Annotated in this window: 16 protein-coding genes; 9 read left to right on the top strand and 7 right to left on the bottom strand. The window is 70.5% G+C overall.

What is annotated here, in order from left to right; genetic code table 11:
- Positions 1 to 102 precede the first annotated feature (102 nt).
- Both ACZ6MZ_RS06140 and ACZ6MZ_RS06135 read left to right on the top strand, forming a co-directional pair.
- Entirely contained in the window at positions 103 to 1,923 is a 1,821-nt protein-coding gene (locus ACZ6MZ_RS06140) for an ABC transporter ATP-binding protein (protein WP_469350100.1), read from the top strand.
- Positions 1,920 to 3,818 (top strand): ABC transporter ATP-binding protein, encoded by a 1,899-nt coding sequence (locus ACZ6MZ_RS06135; protein ID WP_469350098.1) that lies wholly within the window; start codon positions 1,920 to 1,922, stop codon positions 3,816 to 3,818. The genes ACZ6MZ_RS06140 and ACZ6MZ_RS06135 overlap by 4 nt, the downstream gene beginning before the upstream one ends.
- A 40-nt stretch (positions 3,819 to 3,858) precedes the next feature.
- Here ACZ6MZ_RS06135 and ACZ6MZ_RS06130 read toward each other — a convergent pair whose 3' ends face one another.
- The 3 genes from ACZ6MZ_RS06130 to ACZ6MZ_RS06120 all read right to left on the bottom strand — a co-directional run bounded on the left by ACZ6MZ_RS06130 (position 3,859) and on the right by ACZ6MZ_RS06120 (position 5,475).
- A complete protein-coding gene (locus ACZ6MZ_RS06130; protein WP_389783744.1) occupies positions 3,859 to 4,104 on the bottom strand; it encodes a hypothetical protein in 246 nt (81 codons plus the stop codon).
- Positions 4,088 to 4,339 (bottom strand): DUF6400 family protein, encoded by a 252-nt coding sequence (locus ACZ6MZ_RS06125; protein WP_469350095.1) that lies wholly within the window; start codon positions 4,337 to 4,339, stop codon positions 4,088 to 4,090. Before ACZ6MZ_RS06125 ends, ACZ6MZ_RS06130 begins: the two co-directional genes overlap by 17 nt.
- A 245-nt stretch (positions 4,340 to 4,584) precedes the next feature.
- Positions 4,585 to 5,475: an NAD(P)-dependent oxidoreductase gene (locus ACZ6MZ_RS06120; RefSeq protein ID WP_469350094.1), complete on the bottom strand. Its 891-nt coding sequence runs from the start codon at positions 5,473 to 5,475 to the stop codon at positions 4,585 to 4,587.
- An 87-nt stretch (positions 5,476 to 5,562) separates the two neighbouring features.
- Between ACZ6MZ_RS06120 and ACZ6MZ_RS06115 the strand changes: the two genes are divergently transcribed.
- Positions 5,563 to 6,183 carry a TetR/AcrR family transcriptional regulator gene (locus ACZ6MZ_RS06115; RefSeq protein WP_389783747.1) on the top strand — a complete coding sequence of 207 codons (621 nt, stop codon included), beginning with the start codon at positions 5,563 to 5,565 and terminating at the stop codon, positions 6,181 to 6,183.
- Between the two features lie 379 nt (positions 6,184 to 6,562).
- On the top strand, positions 6,563 to 8,593 hold the full coding sequence (locus ACZ6MZ_RS06110; RefSeq protein WP_469350092.1) for a M4 family metallopeptidase: 2,031 nt from the start codon (positions 6,563 to 6,565) through the stop codon (positions 8,591 to 8,593).
- Positions 8,594 to 8,705: 112 nt separating this feature from the next.
- On the opposite strand, the gene ACZ6MZ_RS06105 is transcribed toward ACZ6MZ_RS06110, so the two are convergent.
- Complete coding sequence (locus ACZ6MZ_RS06105) at positions 8,706 to 9,941, bottom strand: alginate lyase family protein (RefSeq protein WP_469350091.1); 1,236 nt, start codon at positions 9,939 to 9,941, stop codon at positions 8,706 to 8,708.
- A 227-nt stretch (positions 9,942 to 10,168) separates the two neighbouring features.
- Positions 10,169 to 12,808: an alpha-glucan family phosphorylase gene (gene glgP, locus ACZ6MZ_RS06100; protein WP_469350090.1), complete on the bottom strand. Its 2,640-nt coding sequence runs from the start codon at positions 12,806 to 12,808 to the stop codon at positions 10,169 to 10,171.
- Positions 12,809 to 13,297: 489 nt separating this feature from the next.
- Here glgP and ACZ6MZ_RS06095 point away from each other — a divergent pair, with 489 nt between their 5' ends.
- The 4 genes from ACZ6MZ_RS06095 (at position 13,298) to glgB (ending at position 21,316) form a co-directional block, all read left to right on the top strand.
- Positions 13,298 to 15,286: an alpha-1,4-glucan--maltose-1-phosphate maltosyltransferase gene (locus ACZ6MZ_RS06095; protein ID WP_389783863.1), complete on the top strand. Its 1,989-nt coding sequence runs from the start codon at positions 13,298 to 13,300 to the stop codon at positions 15,284 to 15,286.
- Positions 15,283 to 17,007 (top strand): maltose alpha-D-glucosyltransferase, encoded by a 1,725-nt coding sequence (gene treS / locus ACZ6MZ_RS06090; RefSeq protein WP_384181571.1) that lies wholly within the window; start codon positions 15,283 to 15,285, stop codon positions 17,005 to 17,007. Before ACZ6MZ_RS06095 ends, treS begins: the two co-directional genes overlap by 4 nt.
- Positions 17,008 to 17,216: 209 nt before the next feature.
- Positions 17,217 to 18,689: a maltokinase N-terminal cap-like domain-containing protein gene (locus ACZ6MZ_RS06085; protein ID WP_469350088.1), complete on the top strand. Its 1,473-nt coding sequence runs from the start codon at positions 17,217 to 17,219 to the stop codon at positions 18,687 to 18,689.
- Positions 18,690 to 19,108: 419 nt separating this feature from the next.
- Complete coding sequence (glgB, locus tag ACZ6MZ_RS06080; RefSeq protein WP_389783866.1) at positions 19,109 to 21,316, top strand: 1,4-alpha-glucan branching enzyme; 2,208 nt, start codon at positions 19,109 to 19,111, stop codon at positions 21,314 to 21,316.
- An 89-nt stretch (positions 21,317 to 21,405) separates the two neighbouring features.
- Here the strand turns inward: glgB and ACZ6MZ_RS06075 are convergent, their stop codons facing one another.
- A complete protein-coding gene (locus ACZ6MZ_RS06075) occupies positions 21,406 to 23,442 on the bottom strand; it encodes a HelD family protein (RefSeq protein ID WP_469350085.1) in 2,037 nt (678 codons plus the stop codon).
- A gap of 18 nt (positions 23,443 to 23,460) precedes the next feature.
- Between ACZ6MZ_RS06075 and ACZ6MZ_RS06070 the strand changes: the two genes are divergently transcribed.
- Positions 23,461 to 23,718, top strand: coding sequence for a hypothetical protein (locus tag ACZ6MZ_RS06070; protein WP_389783759.1), 258 nt, complete (start codon positions 23,461 to 23,463; stop codon positions 23,716 to 23,718).
- A gap of 162 nt (positions 23,719 to 23,880) precedes the next feature.
- Here the strand turns inward: ACZ6MZ_RS06070 and ACZ6MZ_RS06065 are convergent, their stop codons facing one another.
- Positions 23,881 to 25,164 carry a hypothetical protein gene (locus ACZ6MZ_RS06065; RefSeq protein WP_469350083.1) on the bottom strand — a complete coding sequence of 428 codons (1,284 nt, stop codon included), beginning with the start codon at positions 25,162 to 25,164 and terminating at the stop codon, positions 23,881 to 23,883.
- Between the last annotated feature and the right edge of the window lie 499 nt (positions 25,165 to 25,663).

Raw genomic sequence — 25,663 nt, 5'->3', positions numbered from 1 at the left:
TCAGCCGATCGGTTGATGCGGTGGTACGACCCGGTGACCATGACGGCGACCGGCGGAAAATCACATGGGCGATGTCAGTGGCAAACCGTAGGCTCGCTCCTGATGTCCGAAACACACGAAGCCACCGAGCACCGGTCCGCCGCACGTTCACTCCTGCGGCTGTGGCCGTACGTACGCCCGGTGCGAACACGTCTCTTCAGTGCGGCATTTGTCGCGATCGTCGCATCCTGCCTCGGCTTGGTGTTCCCCCTCGTACTGAAGTGGATGGTGGACGGGCCGGTCGCGGACCGGGATCCGGGCGGCGTCTGGCTGGGGGCGTTCGTCCTGCTGGTGCTCGGGATCGTCGAGGCGGTGCTGTTCGGTTTCCGGCGGTGGCTGGTGGCCAGACCGCTGGCCGGGGTGGAGGCCGCGATGCGGGCCGATCTCTACCGGCATCTCCAGCGCCTTCCCGTCGCCTTCCACGACCGCTGGCCGTCGGGCCAGTTGCTCTCGCGCGGGACGACGGATCTGATGCTGCTGCGGATGTTCCTGGCCTTCCCGCTGACCTTTCTGCTGGTCAACGCGACGACGATCCTGGCCGGCTTCATCATCCTGCTGATGCAGGACTGGTCGCTGGGGCTGGTGCTGCTGGCCCCGGCCGCGCCGCTGGTCATCCTGTGTTCGCTCTTCGAGTCGCGGTACTCCCTCGTCGCACGCCGGGCGCAGGACCAGGTCGGCGATCTGACGACGGTCGTCGAGGAGGGCGTGCTCGGCATCCGGATCATCAAGGGGTTCGGCCGCCACCGCAGCCAGTCCCTCGCCTTCCGCGCGCTCGCGCAGCGGCTGCGCGCCACCGAGCTGGGCAAGGCCCGGCTGCTGGCGGGCATCTGGGCGCTGATCATGGCCATTCCTGAGGTGGCCATCGGCGCGGCGCTGGTGCTGGGCACGATCCAGGTGGCGGACGGCGAACTCTCGGCGGGCACCCTGGTCGCCTTCCTCTCGACGGCGCTGGCGCTGCGGTGGCCGGTGGAGTCGATCGGGTTCCTGCTGGCGATGAGCCAGGAGTCGGCGACGGCGACCGAGCGGTTCTTCGAAGTGATGGACGTACGGGAAGAGGCGGAGGCGGCGGACGCCGCGCGTGTGAAGCCGGCGGACGCCTCCGGCGGCGGACTGCGCTTCGAGGGGGTCTCGTTCCGCTACCCGGACGCCGGCGAGGACTCCGTACCCGTGCTGGCGCGGGTCGATCTGCACATCAGACCCGGGGAGACCATGGCCCTCGTCGGGGCCACCGGTTCGGGCAAGACCACGCTCACCGCGCTCGTACCTCGGCTGCACGAAGTGACCGGCGGGCGGATCACGCTCGACGGGGAGGACATCGCCCTGATACCGCGCCGGCGGCTGCGGGAGCTGGTGTCGGTGGCCTTCGAGGAGCCGACGCTGTTCTCCGCGAGCGTCGGGGAGAACGTGCGGATGGGCGCGGAGGACGCCGACGAGGAGGCGCTGCTGCGGGCGCTGGACGTGGCCCAGGCGGGCTTCGTACAGAATCTGCCGCAGGGGGTGCGGACCGAGGTCGGCGAGCAGGGGCTCAGCCTCTCCGGCGGCCAGCGCCAGCGGCTCGCGCTCGCCAGGGCGGTGATCGGGCGGCCGCGCTTCCTGGTGCTGGACGATCCGCTGTCCGCGCTGGATGTGCATACGGAAGCGCTGGTGGAGGCGGCGCTGCGCCGGGTGCTCCAGGGGACCACCGCGCTGGTCGTGGCGCACCGCCCGTCGACGGTGCTGCTCGCCGACCGGGTGGCGCTGATCTCGCGGGGGCGGATCGCGGCGGTCGGCACCCATCAGGAACTGCTGCGGAGCAGCGCGGAGTATGCCTGGCTGATGTCCGGCACGGAGACCGGGACGGCATCGGACGCCGACGCCGAGGCCGTTGAGGAGAGCATCCGATGACCACGTCGACCGCCACCCAGGGCGCCGGCCCGGCTCCGGACGGGGCCGGGGACACGACCGGGAGCGGGGACGAGGCGGCGCTTCCCGGCGCCCCCACCCCGCCCGACGACCCCTTCGGCAAGGACGCGCTGCCCGCGCCTCCGGGGGCCACCGGCGCCCTGCTGCGGTCGCTGCTGCGCGCCCGGCGCGGCAGGGTCGTCGTGGCCGCGCTGCTCCTGCTGCTCCAGCAGGCCGCCGCCCAGGCCGGCCCGCTGATCGTCGCGTACGCCATCGACCGCGGGGTGCCCGCCTTCCGGGACGGCGACCACGGTCCGCTGATCGCCGTCGGCGCGGGCTATCTGGTCTGCGCGCTGGGCTCGGGAGTCTTTCAGTACGCCTTCATCCGGGCCGCCGCCCGGGTCAACCAGGACGTCCTGCTGGATCTGCGCGGCCGGATCTTCCGTCATGCCCAGGCGCTGAGCGTGGACTTCCACGAGCGGTACACCTCCGGGCGGCTGATCTCCCGGTCGACCACCGATGTGGAGTCGCTGCGCGAGCTGCTCGGCGAAGGACTCCAGGAACTCATCGCGGTGGTGCTGGCCTTCGTCTACATCTCGGCGATGCTGCTCTATCTGGATGTCGGTCTCGGCGCGGTGGCCGTGATCTCCTTCGTGCCGCTGTATCTGCTGGTCCGGGTCTACCAGCGGCGGGCGGGCCAGGTCTTCGGCCGGCGCTCCACCGCCATCGCCGCCGTCATCGTCAAGTTCGCGGAGACGATGAACGGCATCAGGCCGGTGCAGGCGTTCCGGCGCGAGCGCGCCAACGACGCGGACTTCCATGTGCTCAACCACCGCCATGAACGCAGCAACGGCGACGCCCTCCTGGAGATGGCCCGCTATGTGATCGGCTCCCGCCTCATCGCCAACGTCGCCGTCGCCGGGATCGTGCTCTGGGGCGCCTACCGGGTGGCGGGCGGCACCCTGGCGCTCGGGGTGCTGGCCGCGGCCGTGCTGTATCTGCGGCGGCTGTACGACCCGATCGACCGGCTCGGGATGTTCCTCAACTCGTATCAGTCCGCCGCCGCTTCCATGGAGAAGATCGCGGGTCTGCTGGCCCAGACGCCCTCGGTGCCCGAGGCGGCGGATCCCCGGCCGCTGCCCGCGCTCACCGGTGAACTCCCCGGCCGCGAGGTCGTCTTCGACGGGGTGAGCTTCGCGTACCGTACGGGCGGCGAGGTCCTGCCCGCGTTCGACCTGACGGTCCCGGCCGGCCAGACGGTCGCGGTCGTCGGCTCGACGGGCGCGGGCAAGTCCACGCTGGCCAAGCTGCTGGCCCGGTTCTACGACCCCACCCAGGGGCGGGTCCTCCTCGACGGTGTCGATCTGCGCGAGCTGGACACACCCGAGCTGCGGCGGGGGGTGGTGATGGTGACCCAGGAGGCGTTCCTCTTCTCCGGCACGGTCGCCGAGAACATCGCCATCGGCCGCCCGGACGCCTCCCGCGAGGACATCGAGCGCGCGGCGAAGGCGATCGGCGCCCATGACTTCATCAGCGGTCTGCCGGACGGCTACGACACGGACGTACGCAAGCGGGGCGGCCGTATCTCCGCGGGACAGCGCCAACTGGTCGCCTTCGCCCGCGCGCTGCTCGCCGACCCGGCGGTCCTCATCCTCGACGAGGCGACCAGTTCCCTCGACATCCCGGGTGAACGCGCGGTGCAGCGTGCGATGGACACGGTCCTGCACGGCCGCACCGCGGTGGTGATCGCCCACCGTCTGTCGACGGTCGAGATCGCGGACCGGGTGCTGGTGATGGAGCACGGCCGTGTCGTCGAGGACGGCCCGCCGGCGGAACTGATCGCCGCCACGGGCCACTTCGCGGACCTCCACCGCGCCTGGCGCGACAGTCTGGCCTGACCCGACGCGGGGCGGGGTCAGTCGCCGGCGGCGCGATTCGTCAGGAGCAGGGGGTGGTGTCGCCGGGGCGGGTGACGCCGGGCCGGGTGTTCAGGGACCACAGGTGCGTGCATCGCGGGCACTGGAGGTGGACGACCGGCCCGTTGCTGGAGATCAGATAGCGCCAGTGCTCGCCGCAGTTGCGGCGTTCGGCGCAGGTCGCGCAGTGGCGGGCGTCGTCGCAGACGGGGCAGGCCACCCAGGCGCGACGGGCGAGGTCCGCCTGTGGATCAATGGGCAGCCGCACGGCCCTGCTCCTCCCCCGGCAGGACACCGGTCGCCACCAGCAGGTCGTAGGTGCGCTGCTGCTCGGCGTCCAGGCCCGAGTAGAGGAGGGCATACGCTTCGTCCTCGCCTCGGAGGGCGGCCACCGGATCCCAGTCGGGCCCCAGCGCGGCCACGACCTCGGCCCGCCGCCGGACTTCCTCGAAGGTCAGATCGATCGTGAAGGGGATGAGGCCGGTGGCGTTGTCCTGGTTCATGGCGAGACTCCCGATGTGCTGGCGGAACCCCACCATCTCTACCAGGCGGCCACGCCCACAGGGAAGGGTGGCCTAAGTCGCCCCGGGACCGCCCGGGGCGACGCTCCACCCGGCCCATCGACGGGGCACCCACGGATCGAACGACAGGCGTGGGCCGTTGCCGGCACCAAGCCCTGAACGACAGACACCGCCCACTCACGGCACTGTGACGCACTTCACGGCTTGCCCCACGGGATGGACCGAGCCTACGGGGCGGTCCGCCCGAAGACCTCGATCAAGCTGGTGAAGCTGTCATCCGCGTGGCCGGCCGCCACGCCCCGCCGGAAGAGACCGAGCACCGCCTCCGGCAGCGCGGTGTCGACCCCGGCGTCCTTGGTCGTGTGGACGATGTGGTCGACGCTCGCCACGCCCATGGCGAGCTTGTCCACGTCGCCGGGGTGCTCGCCGCCGTCGATCCGGGGCGCGTAGAACGCGAGGAAGCCCGGCAGCGAGGAGACCGTGGACGTGGCGTACGGCAGGAACTCCGCGGCAGAGATGCCGTTCGCGTCGGCCACCGCGAGGGCGTGCAGATAACTGGTCATCGCGGTCCAGAAGATGTCCATCTGCATCTGGTAGTACAGCGGGGCCAGCCCCGGGTCCTCGCCGCGGTAGTCGGTGCCGGTCAGCACCGCCAGGCTGCCGGCGTGCGCCTCGAAGACGTCCTTGGGGCCGCTGTAGAAGGTGGACGACTCCGGTGTGCCGATGCCCGAGGGCGGCACCTGCACACCGCCGGCGAGATAGCGGGCGCCGTGGCCGGCCGCCCAGCCGGCGGCCTCGCGGGCCTTCGCGGGTGTGTCCGAGCTGAGGTTGACGAGGACCCGCCCGGAGAGCGACCCGGCGGCGGGTCCGAGGATCGCGTACATCGCGTCGTAGTCCGTCAGGCTGAGGATCACCAGCTCGTTGGCGGTCAGCGCCTCCTCGACGGTGGCCGCGCGGATCGCGCCCCGGGCCACCAGCTCGTCCGCCCTGCTCGCGGTCCTGTTCCACACGGTCACCTGGCGGCCGTCGTCCAGGAACGCCCGCACCATCGCCTGGCCCATCGGACCCAGGCCGATGACAGTGACGTTGCCGGTGCCGGTGCCGGTCTGCTTGTTCATGGGATACCCCCTCTAGAACGAACGCTCTATCCAGGAGGGAACCTAGCATGCCACTGGAACGAACGCTCTATCCGATAACCTGGGCCGGTGAAGACGAAGCCGCGAGACGACAGGACCCCGGGCCCCGACGCCGCCCTCGGCACGCGCGAGCGAGTCGTCCGTGCGGCCTCGCGCCTGATGCAGCGACAGGGGTACGACGGGTCGGGGATCAAGCAGATCGCCCAGGAGGCCGGCGCCACGCTCGGCTCCGTCTACCACTTCTTCCCCGGCGGGAAGCAGGAGTTGGCCGTCGCGGCGGTCCACCACGGCGACCAGGAGTTCGCCGGCATCCTGCGCGAGGTACTGGACAGCGAAGAGGACCCGGCGAAGGCGGTCGTCGCCTGCACCCGGAGCCTCGCGGAGGGCCTGCGCGCCTCCGACTGGCTCGACGGCTGCCCGGTCACCGCCACCGCCCTGGGCACGGCGGGCCGCGCCCCGGACATCCAACAGGCCGCCGCGCAGGCCTTCGAGCACTGGCGGGGCCTCGTGTCCGACACCCTCCGCCGCGCCGGCATCGCCGAGCAGGACGCCCTCGATCTGGGTCACACGGTGATCAGCGCCCTGGAGGGCGCCGAACTGGCCGCCCAGGTCTCACGGAGCGACGAACCCCTGCGCATCGCGGGCAGCCATCTGGCCCGGTTGATCGACTCCTACCGGCCCACCGCCTGACTCCGGCCGTCCGGCCCGGTCTTCGGCGACGAGTGGATGGTATAAATCCAGCCACGTTACGAACCGATCGCGTCAGCCTTCACGCATGCTCCGTTCAACACCCCGTTCACATACGCCAACTTCGAACTGGTTCTCCACAGACTCTTTGAAGCAGTGGGGCGAACCCTTGGCGGCGTTGCGATGATGATCGACGAAACGTCCGCTTAACGAACAAGCGCTTTCGGGCAGCGGACGATTTCCGGCCAACTTGTTGACGCGGTCCTGACAGCGAGGCGTCACGACTGCCACTCTTCCCCCGTTCTTCGCACCACCTTGCTCCGCGTGCACTTCCGGGCGGCCCACCGAGCGGCCCGGTACCCCCCTCGCAGAAGGAGTTCGCGTGAGATCCACGCCCAGCCGTCGCGCCACCGCGACCGGCGCTCTGATCGCCGCAGCAGCGCTGCTCACCGTCGGTGTGCAGGCCGGCACCGCCACCGCGCAGCCCGACACCGCTCCCGCCGCACCGGTGGCCGGCAAGGCCGACCCCGGTGCGCTGCCGCGCGATCTCTCTCCCGCTCAGCGCGCCGCGCTGATACGCGAGGCCGACGCCACCAAGGCGGCCACCGCCAAGGACCTCGGTCTCGGCACGCAGGAGAAGCTCGTTGTCCGTGACGTCCTCCAGGACGTCGACGGCACGACGCACACCCGCTACGAGCGCACCTACAAGGGCCTTCCGGTCCTCGGCGGTGACCTCGTGGTAGCGGCGACGAAGGCGGGCGCGACCCAGTCCGTCAGCAAGGCGTCGCGGTCCGCCCTCAAGGACGTCGCCACCACTGCGGACATCGCCCCGGCCGCCGCCGAGAAGCAGGCGCTGAGCGCCGCCGCGGCGGACGGTTCGAAGAAGGCCGAGGCCGACCGCGCCCCGCGCAAGGTCGTGTGGATGGCGCAGGGCAAGCCCACCCTCGCCTTCGAGACCGTCGTCGGCGGCCTCCAGCACGACGGCACCCCGAACGAGCTGCACGTCGTCACCGACGCCGCCACCGGCAAGAAGATCTACGAGTGGCAGGGCGTCGAGACGGGCGTGGGCAACACGCAGTACAGCGGCCAGGTCAGCATCGGCTCCACCCAGTCGGGGTCGACGTACAACCTGACCGACGGCACCCGCGGCAGCCACAAGACGTACAACCTGAACCGCGGCACCTCGGGCACCGGCACCCTCTTCTCGAACTCCACCGACGTCTGGGGCAACGGCGCCCCGGCCAACCTGGAGACCGCGGGCGCGGACGCCGCGTACGGCGCCGGCGAGACGTGGGACTACTTCAAGAACGTGCACGGCCGCACCGGTATCCGCGGTGACGGTGTCGGCGCGTACTCCCGCGTCCACTACAGCAGCGGCTACGTCAACGCCTTCTGGCAGGACAGCTGCTTCTGCATGACGTACGGCGACGGCACGGGCAACGCCAAGCCGCTGACGTCCATCGACGTGGCCGCCCACGAGATGTCCCACGGCGTCACCGCCAACACGGCCGGCCTGGTCTACAGCGGTGAGTCCGGCGGTCTGAACGAGGCCACCTCCGACATCTTCGCCGCGGCGGTCGAGTTCTACGCGAACAGCCCGCAGGACCCGGGTGACTACCTGGTCGGCGAGAAGATCGACATCAACGGCAACGGCACGCCGCTGCGGTACATGGACAAGCCGAGCAAGGACGGCGCCTCCAAGGACTACTGGTACTCCGGCATCGGCAGCGTCGACGTCCACTACTCCTCGGGCCCGGCCAACCACTGGTTCTACCTGCTCTCCGAGGGCAGCGGCGCCAAGGTCGTCAACGGTGTCTCGTACAACTCCGCGACCTCCGACGGTCTGCCGGTGACCGGCATCGGCCGGGCGAAGGCCGAGCAGATCTGGTTCAAGGCGCTCGCCACGAAGTTCACCTCCACGACGAACTACGCGGCGGCCCGCACGGGCACCCTCGCGGTCGCCGGTGAGCTGTACGGCACCGCCAGCGCCGAGTACAAGTCCGTCGCGGACGCCTGGGCCGGTATCGCGGTCGGCACCCGTCCCGGCGGCGGCGGTGGCGGAGGCGGCACGGTCTTCGAGAGCACCACGGCCGTCACCATCCCGGACGCCGGCGCGGCGGTCACCTCGACCGTCAACGTCACCGGAATCACCGGCAACGCCCCCGCCGCCCTCCAGGTCGGCGTGGACATCACGCACACCTGGCGCGGTGACCTGGTCATCGACCTGGTCGCGCCGGACGGCACCGCGTACCGCGTGAAGAACTCCAGCAGCGGCGACTCGGCGGACAACGTCGTGGAGACCTACACCGTGAACGCCTCCTCCGAGGTCGCCAACGGTGCCTGGAAGCTGCGGGTCCAGGATGTCGCGGCGCAGGACGTCGGCCGCATCAACAGCTTCAAGCTCACCTTCTGAGCCTGAGCCTGTCCGAGCGGGGCCTGAGTCCCGACCGCACAACCGCTTGACGCAAACGAGCCGCCCGGGGTGCCACACACCCCGGGCGGCTCTGTCGTCGGCCACTGTCCTGCTAGTTCGGGTTGCTCGCGTTCGTCAGGGTCTCCCAGGCCACGAACAGGTTGTTGGTCCCGGAGGGCCGCTGCTGCTCGGTGAGGCGCTGGGTGTTGGTCATCGCGTAGCCCAGCCGGGTGTTGAGGGCGTTGTAGCCGACCTCGGTGATGGGCCCGAGACCGCGGGTCACGCTGCCGCCGCACAGCGACGACGGCACGGGCTCGGCCTGCACCTCGTACTTGGACTGGAAGCCGAGCGCCTGCCGCAGCCGCTCGCCGACCTGCGGGAAGAGGTCCTGTCCCTGGAGACGGGCGGTCTCGAAGACATGCGAGACGGACGAGATGCCGTAGCCGGTGTGGACGAAGTCGCGGCAGGTCTCCTGGGTGAGACCGGTGACGAAGGTCCCCTGGCCCTGCCAGTAGTTGACGATCTTGTCGCGGGTGTCCAGGTTCTGGCTGGGCACGGTCTTGGGCAGCGCGCCGTCGGAGGACAGATAGATGTACGCGGGCACGCGGACGAGGTACTTGCCGATCGCCTTGTCGTAGCTGGCCGCGTCATCGAGGTAGACGGAGATGCTGACCGCCGCCTCCATCATGGTCAGCTCCCAGTTCCCGTTGGAGTTGGAGCCGTTGATGATTTTGGGCAGATAGACGTTGCGCAGCATGGTGCTGAAACGACCGGAGTTGGGCCAGTTGCCGTAGACGTGCTTGATGATCTCCGCGGCCTTGGGCCACGAGGAGCCGGCCCAGCCGGTCTGGAGCGGGGCGTTGCTGTTGGTGTGGTCCTGGATGGAGTTGGACCAGGCGTCCATCAGCTCGATGGACTTCTTCGCGTACCGCTCGTCGCGGGTGATGTACCAGGCCAGCGCGTCGGTGTAGGCGGCAATCGCGTCCTCGCGCTCGTCCGTGCAGCCGTAGTTGGGGTTGGAGTACGAGCCGCACTCGACGATCGCGCGCGGCTTGGCCGTCCGCGTCAGGGAGGCGTACCTGCTCGCCATCATCTGGTCGTACGCGGCCTTCCAGGGCTGCGCCCCGGCCTGCACCTTGCCCCGTACGAAGTCGAGCTGGGCGGTGCTGAGGTTCACGCCGGGGTGGGTGAAGTTCGCCGGGGCGGCGGCGACGGCCGCCGTCTTCGTGGCCGAGACCCGGGCCTCCGGCGCCTTCGCGGCGGAGGCGGGAGCCATGAAGGCCGCGGCGATCACGCCGGCCAGGGCTGCGGAGAGTCCGAGGAATCTGGGGATGGATCCGGGGCGCATGTGGGGGTGCCTTCCGGTCAGATGGACGGCCCGCAACTCCGTTCACTCATGTGAACATTGAGTGGAGTTGTGAACCCGTTATTGACTGAGGAACCTAGAACCATCGCATGAACACGTCAAGGTCTGGACCTATGGAACGTCAGGTTCCTCCGTGGGCCCACGCGAAGGGCCGGGCACCCGCGGTGCCCGGCCCTGATCCTCGGTCAACGCGCCGGCCGGCGCGTCCGTCAGCGCATCAGCACGCCCGCGCCCTCCCCCGTCGCCTCCGTCGGCAGGGCGACCAGCCCCAGATCCGCGCTGGTGGCGAGCAGCGGATGGGCCGGCAGCACGCGGACCGTGTAGCCGTAGGGGCCCGTACGGTCCAGGGCGAGCGGCCCCTCGTACATCCAGCGGCCCTCTATGTCGGGCCCGCCGGCCGGCTTCAGCGGGAAGGACCGGGCGTCCACGATCGCGTCGTCGGAGCCCACCCGTCCCGCGACGGCCTGTACTTCCACATCGTCCGGGTCGAGTTCGCCCAGGCCGATCCGTACCCGCAGGGAGAGCGTGGAGCCCAGCTCGGCGGTGCTGCCGACGGCGGTCGCCGCCACGGCCTCGGCATGGTCGACGGAGACCCGCGGCCAGAGCGCGCGCGTCCGGTCCTTCCAGGCCGCCAGCTCCGTCGCGGTGCCGGTGTCCAGGAGGCGGTGGGCGTGGGCGGCGGGGGCGTACAGCCGTTCCACGTACTCGCGGACCATCCGGTCGGCGAGCAGCTTGGGGCCGAGCGTGCCCAGCGTGCGGCGGACCATCGCGATCCAGCGGTCGGGCAGCCCGCCGGCGCCCCGGTCGTAGAAGCGGGGCGCGACCCGGTCCTCGATCAGCTCGTAGAGGGCGTTCGCCTCCAGTTCGTCCCTGCGGTGCTCGTCGGAGGTCGAGGCGTCCGCGGTGGGGATGGCCCAGCCGAAGTCCGGCTCGAACCACTCGTCCCACCAGCCGTCCAGGACCGACAGGTTGAGACAGCCGTTGAGCGCGGCCTTCATTCCGCTGGTGCCGCACGCCTCCAGCGGCCGCAGCGGATTGTTCAGCCAGACGTCGCAGCCCGGATAGAGCTTCTGCGCCATCGCCATGCCGTAGTCGGGCAGGAAGACGATGCGGTGGCGCACCCGCGGATCGTCCGCGAACCGCACCAGCTCCTGCACCAGCCGCTTGCCGCCGTCGTCCGCCGGATGCGCCTTGCCGGCGACCACGATCTGCACCGGCCGCTCCGGGTGGAGCAGCAGCGCCCGCAGCCGGTCGCGGTCGCTCAGCATCAGGGTGAGGCGTTTGTACGAGGGCACCCGGCGGGCGAAGCCGATGGTGAGGACGTCCGGGTCGAGCACGCCGTCGATCCAGCCCAGCTCGGCGGCCTGGGCGCCGCGCAGCCGCCAGGACGCGTGCAGCCGCTTGCGTACCTCGGTCACCAGCTGCTCGCGCAGGACGCGGCGCACGTCCCACAGATCGCCGTCGGGGATCTCGGATCCGGCGTCCCAGCGCGACGAGCCGCTCCCGGAGCCCGCGCTCGCGGCCCCCGCTGCCCCGGACGCCCCCGCCGCGCCCAGCCGGGCGACCTCGGGCGCGACCCAGGTCGGCGCGTGCACCCCGTTGGTGACGGAGGTGATCGGCACCTCCTCGGGGTCGAAGCCGGGCCAGAGCCCGGCGAACATCTCCCGGCTGACGGCGCCGTGCAGGGCGGAGACGCCGTTGGCCCGCTGGGCGAGCCGCAGTCCCATCACGGCCATGTTGAAGAGGTTCGGCCGGCCGCCCGGATAGGTCTCCAGGCCGAGGCCGAGGATCCGCTCCGCGTCCACGCCGGGCAGTTCGCCGTCGTCCCCGAAGTGGCGGGCGATCAGCTCGCGGTCGAACCGGTCGATCCCGGCGGGCACCGGGGTGTGGGTGGTGAAGACCGTGCCGGCCCGGACGACCTCCAGCGCGGCGTCGAAGCCGAGGCCGGTGCCGGCGAGTTCCCTGATGCGCTCCAGGCCGAGGAATCCGGCGTGGCCCTCGTTGGTGTGGAACACCTCGGGCGCGGGGTGGCCGGTGAGCCGGCAGTACGTGCGCACGGCCCGGACCCCGCCGATGCCGAGCAGCATCTCCTGGAGGAGGCGGTGCTCGCTGCCGCCGCCGTAGAGCCGGTCGGTGACATCGCGCTCGCCCGGACCGTTCTCCTCGACGTCCGAGTCGAGCATCAGCAGCGGCACGCGCCCGACGTGCGCCTGCCAGATACAGGCGCGCAGCGCCCGCCGGCCCGGCAGGGTGAGGACGACCTGGGCGGGTGTGCCGTCCTCCTCGCGCACCAGGGTGAGCGGCAGTTCGTTGGGGTCGAGGACCGGATACTGCTCCTGCTGCCAGCCGTCCCGGGACAGCGACTGGCGGAAGTAGCCGTGCCGGTAGAGCAGGCCGACACCGATGAGCGGTACGCCGAGGTCGCTGGCGGCCTTGAGATGGTCGCCGGCGAGGATGCCGAGGCCGCCGGAGTACTGCGGCAGGGCCGCGGTGACCCCGAACTCGGGCGAGAAGTAGCCGACGGCGGCGGGCAGCTCGGCGCCCTGGCCGTCGCGCGCCTGGTACCAGCGCTCGCCGCGCAGATAGGTGTCGAGATCGTCGGCGGCGGCGGTCAGTCTGTCCAGAAAGGGACGGTCCCCGGCCAGCTCGGCGAGGCGGGCGGCGGATACGGCCCCGAGCAGCCGTACGGGGTCGCCGTCGGCGGCTCGCCAGCCGGCGGGATCGACGGCTTCGAAGAGCTCACGGGTCTCGGTGTGCCAGGACCAGCGCAGATTACGGGCGAGGTCGCTGAGCGGTTGGAGTGGTTCGGGCAGGACGGGGCGGACGGTGAACCGACGGATTGCCTTCACGTGTTCCACCTTCGCAGGGGACGTACGAGCCGGAGGGGACGCGCCACGGGGTGCGGCCCCGCCGTCCCTCCGACGGTAGTCGCACCTCGCCCTCGGCAACCACGGCGCATCCGCGCACATGTCCCGGGGTTTCCGCGCCCCGGCGGGGCATCCGATAAAGCAACGGGTGTCTTTCTCCGCGCCCCGGCAATTAACAAAACACCGGATTGCTCACCCGAATGGAGGGGGAAGGCTCCTCCGGTACACACGGTCCACCCGCACGGCGCACCCGCACAGCCCTTACGCACGGCACACGAGCGCGTCTCCACACGATTCCGGGCGATTCCAGCGCTATTCGAGTGAACGCGGACAGGAGCGGCCATGCCCGCAGCCTCCCAGTCGTCTACCGAGCAGCTACAAAGAACATCAAAACCCCGTAAAGGTTCCCAACCCGCTCGACCTGCCATGCCTGTCAAGCCCGCACAGCCCTCAGGTGATCCAGTGAAACCGCTGATTGGTCGCATTCCCGTCCTGGACGTACGCCCGCTCGTCGACTGCGGCAGACGCCCCGCGAAGGCGGTGAGCGGTGAGTCCTTCCAGGTCACCGCGACCGTCTTCCGCGAGGGCCATGACGCCGTCGCGGCCAATGTCGTCCTGCTGGATCCAGGGGGCCACCCGGGCCCCTGGACCCCCATGCACGAGCTCGCCCCCGGCACGGACCGCTGGGGCGCCGAGGTCACCCCCACGGAGGAAGGCAGCTGGACCTACACCGTCGAAGCGTGGAGCGATCCCGTCGCCACCTGGCGCCACGCAGCCGGCATCAAGATCCCGGCGGACATCGACACCGCTCTCGTCCTCGCGGAGGGCGCCGAGCTGTACGAGCGGGCCGCCGCCGGCGTACCGAAGCGCGAAGGCCGGGAAGCCGTGCTGGCCGCCGTCGACGCCCTGCGGGACGAGTCGCTCCCCGCCACGTCCCGGCTCGCCGCCGCGCTCTCCCCCGAGGCCGACGCGGCCCTCGCCCGCCATCCGCTGCGCGAGCTGGTCAGCTCCTCGCGCCCGGCGCCGCTGCTGGTCGAGCGCCCGCGGGCGCTGTTCGGCTCCTGGTACGAGCTGTTCCCGCGCTCCGAGGGCGCGGTCGTCAGAGAGGGCGAGCCGCCGGTCAGCGGCACGTTCAGAACGGCCGCCGAGCGGCTGCCCGCGGTCGCCGCGATGGGCTTCGACGTCGTGTACCTGCCGCCGATCCACCCCATCGGCACCACGTACCGCAAGGGCCCCAACAACTCCCTCGATCCCGGTCCCGAGGATGTCGGCGTGCCCTGGGCGATCGGCTCCGCCGAGGGCGGCCATGACGCGGTCCACCCCGACCTGGGAACGATCGAGGACTTCGACCACTTCGTGGAGACGGCGCGCACACTGCGGATGGAGGTCGCGCTGGACTTCGCGCTCCAGTGCTCCCCCGACCACCCCTGGGTCGCCAAGCACCCCGACTGGTTCCACCACCGCGCGGACGGCTCCATCGCCTACGCCGAGAACCCGCCGAAGAAGTACCAGGACATCTACCCGATCGACTTCGACCGCGATCTGCGCGGCCTGGTCCGGGAGACCACGCGCGTGCTGCGCCACTGGATGACCCACGGTGTACGGATCTTCCGCGTCGACAATCCGCACACGAAGCCGGTGGTCTTCTGGGAGAAGGTCATCGCGAACATCAACCGCACCGATCCCGATGTGATCTTCCTGGCCGAGGCCTTCACCCGGCCCGCGATGATGCGCACCCTGGGCGCGGTCGGCTTCCAGCAGTCGTATACGTACTTCACCTGGCGCAACACCAAGCAGGAGCTCACCGACTACCTCATCGAGCTGTCCGGTGAGTCCGCCTCGTACATGCGGCCCAACTTCTTCGTGAACACTCCGGACATCCTGCACGCCTATCTCCAGGAGGGCGGCCGCCCGGCGTTCGAGGTGCGGGCCGTGCTGGCCGCGACGATGGTGCCGACATGGGGCGTGTACGCGGGATATGAACTCTGCGAGAACAGCCCTGCCAAGCCGGGCAGCGAGGAGTACCTTGACTCGGAGAAGTACCAGCTGAGGCCCCGGGACTGGGATGCGGCCGAGCGTGAGGGCCGCACCATCGCCCCGCTGATCACCACGCTCAACCGGATCAGACGGCGCCATCCCGCCCTGCAGCAGCTGCGCGACATCCACTTCCACCATGCCGACAACGACGCGGTCATCGCGTACAGCAAGCGGTCAGGCTCGAACATCGTTCTGGTGGTCGTGAACCTCGACCCTCACCACACCCAGGAGGCGACGGTCTCGTTGGACATGGAGCGGCTCGGCCTCGACCGGCACGAGACCGCCCCGGTGCGCGATGAGCTCACCGGCGAGACCTATCACTGGGGCAGAGCCAACTATGTGCGCCTAGAGCCGGGCGTCACGCCCGCGCACATCGTGGTGCTGCGACCGTCCCCGCCGATCGGAGGGTCACCCACAACATGATCGTCAATGAGCCCGTCCACGACACCTTCGAGGACACCCCGGCCAAGGACCGCGATCCCGACTGGTTCAAGCGAGCCGTCTTCTACGAGGTCCTGGTGCGTTCGTTCCAGGACAGCAATGGCGACGGCATCGGTGACCTCAAGGGCATCACCGCCAAACTGGACTATCTCCAGTGGCTCGGGGTCGACTGTCTCTGGCTGCCGCCGTTCTTCAAGTCGCCGCTGCGCGACGGTGGCTACGACGTGTCCGACTACACGGCGGTGCTCCCCGAATTCGGCGATCTCGCCGACTTCGTGGAGTTCGTCGACGCCGCGCACCAGCGCGGCATGCGCGTGATCATCGACTTTGTCATGAACCACACGAGCGATCAGCACGACTGGTTCCAGGAGTCCCGCAAGGACCCCGACGGGCCGTACGGCGACTACTACGTCTGGGCCGACGACGACAAGCAGTACCAGGACGCCCGGATCATCTTCGTCGACACGGAGACGTCCAACTGGACCTTCGACCCGGTGCGCAAGCAGTACTACTGGCACCGGTTCTTCTCCCACCAGCCGGATCTCAACTACGAGAACCCGGCGGTGCAGGAGGAGATCGTCTCCGCGCTGCGCTTCTGGCTGGACCTGGGCATCGACGGCTTCCGGCTGGACGCCGTGCCGTATCTGTACCAGCGTGAGAACACCAACTGCGAGAACCTCCCGGCCACCCACGAGTTCCTCAAGCGGGTCCGGAAGGAGATCGACGCCAACTACCCCGACACGGTGATCCTCGCCGAGGCCAACCAGTGGCCCGAGGATGTCGTCGACTACTTCGGGGACTACGCGGCCGGCGGCGACGAATGCCATATGGCGTTCCACTTCCCCGTCATGCCGCGGATCTTCATGGCCGTACGGCGCGAGTCCCGCTACCCGGTCTCGGAAATCCTGGCGAAGACCCCGGCGATCCCGACGGGCTGCCAGTGGGGCATCTTCCTGCGCAACCACGACGAGCTCACCCTCGAAATGGTCACGGACGAAGAGCGCGACTACATGTACGCGGAGTACGCCAAGGACCCGCGGATGCGCGCGAACATCGGCATCCGGCGCCGGCTCGCCCCGCTGCTGGACAACGACCGCAACCAGATCGAGCTGTTCACCGCTCTGCTGCTGTCGCTGCCGGGCTCGCCGATCCTCTATTACGGGGACGAGATCGGGATGGGCGACAACATCTGGCTCGGCGACCGGGACGCCGTGCGGACCCCGATGCAGTGGACCCCCGACCGGAACGCGGGATTCTCCTCCAGCGACCCCGGGCGGCTCTATCTGCCGACGATCATGGACCCGATCTACGGCTACCAGGTCACCAACGTGGAGGCGTCGATGGCGTCGCCGTCCTCGCTGCTGCACTGGACCCGCCGGATGATCGAGATCCGGAAGCAGAACCACGCCTTCGGGCTCGGCTCGTACACCGAGCTGCCGTCGTCGAACCCGGCGGTACTCGCCTTCCTGCGCGAGGCGCCCTCCCAAGAGGGGGACGGCGACGATCTGGTGCTCTGCGTGCACAATTTCTCACGCTTCGCACAGCCGACTGAGCTCGATCTGAAGGCCTTCAGCGGGCGTCATCCGGTGGAGCTGATCGGCGGGGTGCGCTTCCCCGCCATCGGGGAATGGCCCTACCTGCTGACGCTCGCGGGCCACGGCTTCTACTGGTTCCGGCTCAGGAAGGACATCGCGTCCTCGTGACACGGTGTTAACCCGTGGCCCCGTGCGGGGCGGTTTCCACCGCCCCGCACGGGGCACCCTCCCTCACATCCAGTTCGATCGAGTTTCGTACGGAATCAAGCCGTACGGATCATCCTCACCCGACACGTCCCGCACAGCCGGACAGCCATTGCCGCAATCCGGGACACTCTGCGCATCCTGTGGTGTGCCCGGGGAAAGGACGCGATGCCATGTCGAAGGCTGCATCCACCCGGACTACCCCGTTCCTCGCCGCCGCCTCGCCCGCCGCCTCGCCCGCCGTGTCACCCGCCGACGCGAGAGCGCTGGCCGGCTCGCTCGCGCCGCTGCTCCATGACTGGCTGCCCCGCCAGCGCTGGTTCGCGGGCAAGGGCCGGCAGATCACCGGTTTCGTGCCGGTGGCGGTCACCGAGCTGCTGCCCATGGAACCGGGGGGTCCGGGTCTGCTGCATCTGCTCGTACGGGTCGAGCAGCGGGGTGCCTCCGGGCCGCCGCCGTCGATCCCGTCTTCCACCCCCTCGGTGGCGCCGTCGGCCGGTGACTGCTACCAGCTGCTGCTCGGGGTGCGGAAGGCGCTGCCGCCGTATCTCGCGTCCGCGCTGATCGGCCATGCGACGCAGGGGCCGCTGACCGGCCGTACCGTCTACGAGGGACTGCACGATCCACGCCTCGCCGACCTTCTGCTGGAACGATTGCGCAACCCCGGCGCGCTGGGGCCGCTGCGGTTCGACCGGGCGGGCGCGATCCCGGCCGGGCTCACCGGCCGGCTCCTCGGCGCCGAGCAGTCGAACTCCTCCCTGGTCTACGGGGACGCCTACATTCTGAAGATCCTCCGCCGGGTCTTCCCCGGCCCGCATCCGGATCTGGAACTGCCGCTGGCCCTGGCGGCGGAAGGCTGCGACCGGGTGCCCGCGCCCGTGGGCTGGTTCGAGGCGGCCGACCCGTCGGGCAGCGGGGACTCCCTCACCCTCGGCGTGCTCCAGCCCTATCTGCGCGGCTCCCAGGACGGCTGGCAGCTGGCGCTGGCGGCGCTGGCGGGCGGCCGCGAGTTCACCACGGAGGCCCGCGCCCTGGGGCGGGCGACCGCCGAGGTGCACACCGCGCTCGCCGCCGCCCTGCCGACGGTGACCCTGGGCCGCCGGCAGACCGCGCAGCTGGCGAGCGGGATGTCCGAGCGCCTGGAGGCGGCGGCGCAGGCGGTGCCGACCCTGCGGCAGTACGTCCCCGGGCTGCGCACCGCCTTCGGCGCGCTCGCCAGGCTCGACGAGGCGGGGCGCGCCAGGCCGGCCCAGCGCGTCCACGGCGATCTGCACCTCGGGCAGGCCCTGCGGACTCCGGACGGCAGATGGTCGGTCATCGACTTCGAGGGCGAGCCGGCCAGGCCGCTGGCGGAGCGGCGCCGCCCTCAGCCACCGGTCCGCGATGTCGCGGGCATGCTCCGTTCCTTCGACTACGCGGCCCGCTCCCACGAGCCGTGGCGCCCGGACTGGGCGGCGCGCTGCCGGGCGGCGTACTGCGAGGGATATGCCCTGTCCTCCGGCATCGACCCGCGCGCGGAGCCCGAGCTGCTGCGGGCGTACGAGACGGACAAGGCGGTCTACGAGGTCCTGTACGAGGCGAGACACCGCCCCGACTGGCTGCCGGTCCCGATGGCGGCGATCCGCCGGCTGGCGGGCGACGCCTGACGGCGGGGCGGCCGCCGCGCCGGGGGCCGCGGGCGCCGGTCCCGTACCGCCCCTGACGTCCCACCGGCCGCATCCCCGCGGTCCCGCCCCCGGCGCCACACCGGTCCCCACCACCCCCGACCCCATCCCCGTCCCCGTCCGCATCCGCGTCCGTGTCCCCAACCGCGTCCCCCACCGCATCCGCATCCGACCGTCCCGTACCCAAGCCCGCCGAGGAGGCAGCTCCCGTGACCGCCCGCCCGCCGTCCGACAGCCCGTCCGAGCCAGAGCACCCCATCACCTCCCTCCCGGCCCCGGTCCCCGCCCCGGCCGCGGGAAAGCAGTCCGCGCGCCGCAAGCGCCCCCAGCCCGCCAAGGGCGGCGCCGCCCCCGCGTCTCCCACGGCCCCCAAGCCGCGCAAGGACGCGGGCGACCGCGGGGTGCGGGCCGCGCGGCCGCTGGACGACGGCGACCGGGAGCGGCTGCTCACCGGCTCGCACCACGATCCGCACGCACTGCTGGGCGCGCACCCGACGGAGGACGGAGTGCTCTTCCGCGCGCTGCGGCCGTACGCGCGCGCCGTGACCGTCGTCTCCAAGGAGATGCGGGCCGAGCTGAACGATGACGGGGACGGCCTCTTCTCCGGGGTCCTGCCGCTGCGCGCCGTGCCGGAGTACTCGCTGCTCGTCCGCTACGGCGACGACGACGCGGAGCCCGACGAGCTGGAGATCCAGGACCCGTACCGCTTCCTGCCCGCCCTCGGGGATCTCGATCTGCATCTGATCGGCGAGGGCCGGCACGAGGAGCTGTGGAAGGTCCTCGGCGCCCAGCCCATGATCCACCAGAACGTGACCGGCACCCGCTTCACCGTATGGGCGCCCAATGCCCGGGGGGTGCGGGTCACCGGCGACTTCACCTACTGGGACGGTACGAGCCTCCCGATGCGCTCGCTCGGCTCCACCGGCGTGTGGGAGCTGTTCGTGCCGGGGATCGGCGAGGGCGCGCTCTACAAATTCGACATCACCCGGCCCGACGGGTCGCACACGCTGCGCGCCGACCCGATGGCCCGGCGCACCGAGGTGCCGCCGGCGACCGCCTCCATCGTGACCGAGTCGCACCATGTGTGGCACGACGAGGAATGGATGGCGCACCGGGCCGACCGCCCCGTGCACGAGGCGCCGTTCTCCGTCTACGAGATCCATCTTGCCTCCTGGCGGCCCGGCCTGACGTATCGTCAGCTCGCTTCCCAGCTGCCCGCCTATGTCAAGGATCTGGGCTTCACCCATGTCGAGCTGATGCCGGTCGCGGAGCATCCCTTCGGCGGCTCCTGGGGCTATCAGGTCACCGGCTTCTACGCGCCGACATCCCGGATGGGCACCCCGGACGACTTCCGGTATCTCGTGGACGCCCTGCACCGCGCCGGCATCGGCGTACTCGTCGACTGGGTGCCCGCGCACTTCCCGAAGGACGACTGGGCGCTGGCGCAGTTCGACGGCCGTCCGCTGTACGAGCCCAGCGACCCGCAGCGGGCCGAGCACCCCGACTGGGGCACGCTGGAGTTCGACTACGGCCGCACGGAGGTCCGTAACTTCCTGGTCGCCAACGCCGTGTACTGGTGCGAGGAGTTCCATATCGACGGGCTGCGCGTCGACGCGGTCGCCTCGATGCTGTACCTCGACTACTCCCGCGAGGAAGGCCAGTGGTCTCCGAACGAGCGCGGCGGCCGCGAGAATCTGGACGCCGTCGCGTTCCTGCAGGAGATGAACGCCACCGTCTACCGCCGCTGCCCCGGTGTGGTGACCGTCGCCGAGGAGTCCACCGCCTGGAACGGCGTCACCCGCGCCACGCACGAAGTCGGCCCCGACGGCTTCGGCGGGCTGGGCTTCGGGCTGAAGTGGAACATGGGGTGGATGCACGACTCGCTGGACTATGTCGCCAAGGAGCCGGTCCACCGTAAGTACCACCACGGTGAGATGACCTTCTCCATGGTCTACGCGTACAGCGAGAACTACGTCCTGCCGATCTCGCACGACGAGGTCGTGCACGGCAAGCGCTCGCTGGTCTCCAAGATGCCCGGCGACTGGTGGCAGCAGCGCGCCAACGCACGTGCCTATCTCGGCTTCATGTGGGCGCATCCCGGCAAGCAACTGCTCTTCATGGGACAGGAGTTCGCCCAGGGAGCCGAGTGGTCGGAGAGTCACGGCCCGGACTGGTGGGTGCTCGACCCGTCGTACGGGGCGGAGGCGGATCACCGGGGCGTGCGGGATCTCGTCCGCGATCTCAACACGGTCTACGGCTCGACGCCCGCGCTCTGGCAGCGGGACACCGTGCCCGAGGGCTTCTCGTGGGTGGACGGCGACGCCGGTGAGGACAATGTCTTCGCGTTCCTGCGCTTCGACGCGGCGGGTTCCCCCCTGCTGGCGGTCTCCCACTTCTCGCCGGTGGTCCGCCATCAGTACCGCCTCGGTGTCCCCGAGGAGTTCGCGGCCTGGACCGAGGTCCTCAATACGGACGAGGCGCGCTACGGCGGCAGCGATGTGCTCAACACCGAGCCGCTGAAGCCCGAGTCGGTGGGCGCGCACGGCCGTCCCGCGAGCATCCAGCTGACGCTGCCGCCGCTGGCGACGGTCTGGCTGCGGCCTTCCTGACGTACCCTCATATATGTGCTGGCCCCGCCGGATCCGCTCCGGCGGGGCCACCGCGCTGTCACGGGGCTTCCGGCGCTTTCACGGCCCTTTCACCGTGCCGTGTTGAGCGCCGAGTCGGTGGGGTCCAACGACGCCAGCCGGGACGGGACCTCGGAGTCGCGTACGATCCCGAGCCGCTGGGTCGCCCGGGTCAGCGCGACGTACAGATCATTGGTGCCGCGCGGCGAGCCGTCGAGAATTCCCTCCGGGTCGACGACGATCACCGTGTCGAACTCGAGCCCCTTGGCCTGCCGGGCGTCGAGCAGGACCACCGGACGGGTCAGATCGGGCATGGCGCCCCAGGAGGCGTTGGGCAGTTCGGTCGCGAGGGCGGGCAGCAGCGCGGCCGGGGCGATCACCGCGAGCCGTCCTTCGCCCGGGTGCTCGGTCGCCAGCCCGGCGGCCGTACGGGCGAGAGCGGCCGGCTCCACCACCCGTACGAGCGGCCCGGTGCCCGTCGAGCGTACGGACTCCGGCGGCTCGAACAGCGGGTCCGCCATCCTGCGCACCTCGGCCGCGACCGCCATGATCTCGGTGGGCGTGCGGTAGTTGACGCCGAGCTTCGCCAGCTCCCAGCGCTCCCCGACGTACGGCTCCAGGATCTGCTGCCAGGAGTCGCAGCCCGCCGCGTCCCCGGTCTGGGCCGGGTCGCCGACCAGGGTCATGGAGCGGCTCGGGCAGCGGCGCATCAGCAGCCGCCAGGCCATGGCGGACAGCTCCTGGGCCTCGTCCACGACGATATGGCCGAAGGCCCAGGTGCGGTCGGCGGCGGCCCGCTCCGCGGCGCTGCGGGCATCGGTCTCCTCGTGCCGGTCGGCGAACCGTTCGGCGTCGATGATGTCGTGCGCGGCGAGGACCTCCGACTCCTGCTCGTCCTCGAACTCCTGCGTACGGGAGCCGTACGACAGCTCCAGTACGCCCTGTGCGTAGGCGATCCGCTCCTGCCGCTCCCGCGCGGCGGCGGCGCGGGCCTCGGTGTCGTCCTCACCGAGCAGTTCGGCCGCCTCGTCGAGCAGCGGCACATCGGCCGGGGTCCAGTCGGTCCTGGCGTCGGCGCCGGTCCGGGGCACCGGCCGCCGTACGGCGGCGGCGTCGCGCGCGCCGAGCCGCCCGGGCTCCTCCAGGAACCCGCCGACGAGCTGCTGCGGGGTGAGGCTCGGCCACAGCGTGTCGATGGCGGCCTGCACGTCGGGGCTGGTGGCGATCTCCTTGCCGAGCTGGGCGATGTCGGTGGCGTCGAGGAGGTTCGGCCCGCCGAGCGGGTCCGCGCCGATCCGGTCCGCGAGCTGCTCGGTGAGCGCGTCGATGACCCGGAAGGCGAAGGCCGGCCGGGCCTGGTTGTGCGGCAGCCCGGTGTCGCGGGCGCGCTGCCTCGCCTCGTACGCCGTAGCGCGGTCGAGCAACAGCGTGCCGTGGTCCTCGTGCGCGATCTCCAGCACGGGGTCGGGAAGGGTCTGCCGGTCGCGCAGCTCCGCGGCCAGCACCTGGGCCATCTCCGCCCGGCCCTTGATCTCGGCGGCGTGCGGGGTGTCCGTCCCGGTGGCCCGTACGCCGGGGAACAGTTCGGCGGTCGTCGCCAGCAGCACCCCGGTCTCACCGAGCGAGGGCAGCACCTCACCGATGTAGCCGAGGAAAGCGGGGTTGGGGCCGACGATCAGCACGGCGCGGCGGGCCAGCTGTTCCCGGTAGGCGTAGAGCAGATACGCCGCGCGGTGCAGCGCCACCGCGGTCTTCCCGGTGCCGGGACCACCCTCGACGACCAGGACCCCGCGGTGCGGTGCGCGGATGACGCGGTCCTGCTCGGCCTGGATGGTCTGCACGATGTCGCTCATCCGGCCGGTACGCGCGGAGTTCAGCGCGGAGAGCAGGACGGCGTCGCCGTCCGGGTCCTCGTACCCGGTGCGGGTGGTGTCGGTGAGATCCATGATCTCGTCATGCAGCGCGGTGACACGGCGCTCCTCGGTGGTGATGTGCCGGCGCCGGCGCAGCCCCATCGGGGAATATCCGGTGGCGAGATAAAAGGGCCGCGCCACCGGGGCCCGCCAGTCGATCAGCAGAGGAGTGCGTTCCGGATCGTCCCGCCGCATTCCGATACGCCCGATGTGATGGGTCGTGCCGTCGCCGGTTTCACCGGCCCCGAGGTCAATCCGGCCGAAACACAGCCCGGACTCCACGGCATTCAACGAGGACACCAGGCCGGACTGCTCAGCCACGCTGATATCACGCTCGACCCGAGCCTGCCGCACGGTGTTGACCTGCCCGATCGACGCCCGCACGGCATCCTCGGCCTGCTCCCGGAGAGCGTCGAGACGCCCATAGAGAAGGGAGACGAATTGCTGCTCGTTCTGCAATTCCTCGTTTGACAATTCAGCCCCTGTTCGATATGCTGCCTTCAGCGACCTGGTTTCATGTCTTCATTCACGTCAGACATGGAAACCCCCAATATACGCAGAGAAACACCCCGACCGCCAATTCGGATCGGGGTATTTTTGTGCCCACGTTCTCCGCGCGGCAGAGAGCTCGCGTCAGCCGGCCTCCCCCAGGTAGCTCAGGGCTTGGCGGAAGTCATCGAGGGCGGGCCCGAACTCGCCGACGGCGGTGTGGAAGGTCGATCGGTCCGTCAGGACCTGGGCCAGTACCGGGGCTCCGCATGCCGGGTGGTGCTGGTACAGCCGGCGGGCCAGGCCCACCCCGTCATCGAACAGGGAGCGTACGTGCGCCGCGAACAGATGGGTGCGGTGCTCCCAGTAGACAGCGGAGCGGACGGTGAGTACCCGGTGCAGCCGGACCAGTTCGGCCAGGTGTCGGTCCGGATCTTCGGCGGCTCGCGGAGCAAGGGCGTCCACTTCTTCGCGCAGAGTGATGCGGCTGTCGAAGTAGCGCCGCTTCGCATCGGGGGACCACTGCATGGGCGTCGCCCCCGAAGGCGGACGCGGCCCGCCGGCCGTCGGTCGCTCGCTGTCGGCGCCGGAGCAGGACAACAGAACCGCCCAGTAGGACGCCTGATAGCCGCTCCAGGACTTGCGCTCACCGGTGGCGGCCAGCTCCGTCAGCAAGGCGAGCGCCTCTTGCCGTACGGCGGCCGCCTGTTCTCCTCGGCCACAGGTGTCGAGCAGCTGCGCGTACCCGATCAGCGAGTAGAGGTGGCAGGACATCGGGCCGCGGTCGTTCGTGGCCTCGACCGCTTCCATGCTGACGAGCGTCTCGAACGCGGCGAGTGCTTCGCCGGACCGGCCGGCGTCATAGAGAGCGGCGATCCACTCAAGGAGTGACCAGGCGAGGCTCCCCTCGCCGGGCCCGTCCGGCAGGATCGCAGCGACCCACTCGGTCAGGGCATCAGCAGCCTCGGCATACCGGCCTTCCTCGGAGAGACCGGCAGCCCAGTCACGCAGCCCCTTGACCGCGGGGCCTCCGGACAGTTCGGCCTGCGCACGGCCGATGGAGAGCATCTCGGCGCGCATGGCGAGCCCTTCGGCGCGTCGACCCAGGGTGTACAGCTCTCTCTGGCACGTGTCGAGTGCCTCGTACAGAAGATCCGCACGGGCAGGTTCGGCCGGATCGATGGCCCGCGCCGCGGCCACCGCCTCCTCGCGCAGCGCGAGACAGGCCGGATGCCGTTGGCCGGAGCCGGAGTCGTAACTCAGGCGCTGCAGGGCCTTGGCCAGGCGGGGCAGGTAGGCGGCAGGACTGACCTGGGCGAGCACCCGGTAGGCGTCGACTTCCTCGCGTGGAGTGCGGCGTCCCGACGCGAGCAGTACATTCCGCGCCCGCATGATGTCGTCCTGATCGACTTTTCCCGAGTGATTCATGAGGGAGATTCTGGGTGTCTCGGAGAAGGCCGGACAAGCCTGGTGACCTGTGCCGTTCGTCCTACGAAAACAGCCTCTGACCTGTCATGATGGGTGTGTCGTCACTTCCCCCGGGGGATTGGTAACTGTGGCTCACGGAGCCTGCGGAGTGCGGTCAGGTGAGCCGGCTCATCGGCCTCCATCCCGCACGCACGGCAACGTGACGACCACCCACTCCGGCTCGCATGTCCTAGCTTGCCGAGATGGAATGGACGACGCTCGTAGCCACCGTTCTCGGTGCCACCGAGGCACTGCTGGTTTTGGGACCTGTGGCAGCGCTGCTCCACCGTCGGACCTGCTGGTACTTCCCGGCCTCGGCTACGACGGGCCGGGGGCGGGCTCTCAGCGAGGCCCTCACCACCGCACACCGCCTACTCGAACCTGTTCGCGGCCACCGATCACAGTGCGACCACCCCGCCTGCCAGTAAACCGCCCACGCCCACCGGCGCACCCTCAGTGC

The sequence above is a fragment of the Streptomyces sp. NPDC042201 genome (assembly GCF_055582185.1).
The sequence above is the reverse complement of the archived record's forward strand: the minus strand, read 5'-3'. Positions and strand labels throughout refer to the sequence as shown.

What these genes read in the sequence shown, in the direction of transcription:
- ACZ6MZ_RS06105 (WP_469350091.1), bottom strand. Translation starts at nt 9,941, where the DNA reads ATGCGCCCCGGATCCATCCCCAGATTCCTCGGACTCTCCGCAGCCCTG.
- ACZ6MZ_RS06125 (WP_469350095.1), bottom strand. Translation starts at nt 4,339, where the DNA reads ATGAACCAGGACAACGCCACCGGCCTCATCCCCTTCACGATCGATCTG.
- ACZ6MZ_RS06070 (WP_389783759.1), top strand. Translation starts at nt 23,461, where the DNA reads ATGGGTCGTGCCGTCGCCGGTTTCACCGGCCCCGAGGTCAATCCGGCC.
- treS (WP_384181571.1), top strand. Translation starts at nt 15,283, where the DNA reads ATGATCGTCAATGAGCCCGTCCACGACACCTTCGAGGACACCCCGGCC.
- ACZ6MZ_RS06140 (WP_469350100.1), top strand. Translation starts at nt 103, where the DNA reads ATGTCCGAAACACACGAAGCCACCGAGCACCGGTCCGCCGCACGTTCA.
- ACZ6MZ_RS06120 (WP_469350094.1), bottom strand. Translation starts at nt 5,475, where the DNA reads ATGAACAAGCAGACCGGCACCGGCACCGGCAACGTCACTGTCATCGGC.
- ACZ6MZ_RS06075 (WP_469350085.1), bottom strand. Translation starts at nt 23,442, where the DNA reads ATGCGGCGGGACGATCCGGAACGCACTCCTCTGCTGATCGACTGGCGG.
- ACZ6MZ_RS06085 (WP_469350088.1), top strand. Translation starts at nt 17,217, where the DNA reads ATGTCGAAGGCTGCATCCACCCGGACTACCCCGTTCCTCGCCGCCGCC.
- ACZ6MZ_RS06135 (WP_469350098.1), top strand. Translation starts at nt 1,920, where the DNA reads ATGACCACGTCGACCGCCACCCAGGGCGCCGGCCCGGCTCCGGACGGG.
- ACZ6MZ_RS06065 (WP_469350083.1), bottom strand. Translation starts at nt 25,164, where the DNA reads ATGAATCACTCGGGAAAAGTCGATCAGGACGACATCATGCGGGCGCGG.